2 protein-coding genes are annotated in these 1268 nt (G+C 55.9%); both read left to right on the top strand.

Translation table 11 applies throughout. The features are described from left to right. Nucleotides 1–349 (top strand): integrating conjugative element protein (locus tag AAC147_RS07560; protein WP_047686193.1); only part of this gene is annotated, 349 nt, incomplete at its 5' end. Nucleotides 350–357: 8 nt separating this feature from the next. Next, nucleotides 358–1268, top strand: a 911-nt coding sequence (traD, locus tag AAC147_RS07555; RefSeq protein WP_047686190.1) for a conjugative transfer system coupling protein TraD, incomplete at its 3' end; no start/stop codon positions are given.

Genomic DNA, 1268 nt, shown 5'->3' with positions numbered 1-1268 from the left:
TTTCTTGTCAGAAGTGACGGGGGAAGCGGCCATGCTGCCGGTTAACACACCGGAACTGACACCGGGAAAAGTGGTCAACCGCTCACTGCAATTGCCGGGCATGGGTGCGTTATTTCTGATTGGTGATGACGCTGATTCACGTCGGTGGTTGAGCCAGAATACAACACGACTGAAGACACTGCACGCTGTTGGACTGGTCGTCAATGTCAGTGAAATGGCAGGCTTACAGTCACTGCGGGCATTAGCGCCGGATGTCTTGTTATCGCCTGCTTCCGGTTCGGAATTGGCTCGCCGTTTGCAACTGCGACATTATCCGGTGTTAATCACCGAAACTGCGCTCTCTCAGTAGTTATCACCATGGGCCGCCGTTATGTTGTTGAAGCCCTGTTACGTCCTGCCGTCGAGCTGAATACTGCGGTGGTCTCAGCCGTTGCTGCGTTTGTCTGCATCCGGGCACCCTGGGCTATCGCACTGGCCCCCTCAGTCAGTTATGTCATGGCAGGCGGTTTTGCGGTATTAGCGATAATACGCATGTGGCAGGGTATTCAGGTCCTCCGCTATCGCCGAAACCTGCGTCGCTTGCCGCGTTATCAGATGAGCACAAAACACATTCCCGTCAGCCATCAACGTTTGTTTCTGGGTCGGGGCTTTCGCTGGCAGCAGAAGCATACCCAGCGTTTGCAGGATACGCGGCGGCCGGAAGTTGAGCGATTTGTGCAGCCGTCTCAGATATATCAGCTTGCCCGTTTACTGGAGCACCGAACGGAATACCGTTGGCCGGCATTGTCAGCTTTGTTGCGCAACGATTCCCCGTTCAATCCGGTGCGACCACTGCCACCGGTTGGCGGCAATCCCATGATCCACGGTATTGAGCCACAGGAAGCGGAGGTGTTTATGGATTTGCGTGAGCGGGTCGGGCATACGCTGATAATGGGAACAACGCGCGTAGGGAAAACCCGGCTGGCTGAGTTACTGATAACGCAGGATATCCGGCGCGGTGAAGTGGTGATTGTCTTTGATCCCAAAGGGGATGCTGATCTGTTAAGACGCATCTGGGCAGAAGCGCACCGGGCAGGTCGGGGCAATGAACTTTCCCTCTTTCATCTGGGCTGGCCGGAAATCTCAGCGCGTTATAATGCGGTCGGGCGGTTTGGCCGGGTATCGGAAGTGGCTTCCCGTCTGGCGGGGCAGCTCAGTGGTGAGGGCAACAGTGCCGCGTTCCGTGAATTTGCCTGGCGGTTTGTCAATATTGTCGCCCGTGCTTTAGT

The organism is Xenorhabdus sp. NBAII XenSa04 (genome assembly GCF_963866145.1).
Taxonomy (GTDB): Bacteria; Pseudomonadota; Gammaproteobacteria; order Enterobacterales; family Enterobacteriaceae; genus Xenorhabdus; species Xenorhabdus indica.
Note: the sequence above shows the minus strand (reverse complement) of the source record. Positions and strands in the feature narration are given on the sequence as shown.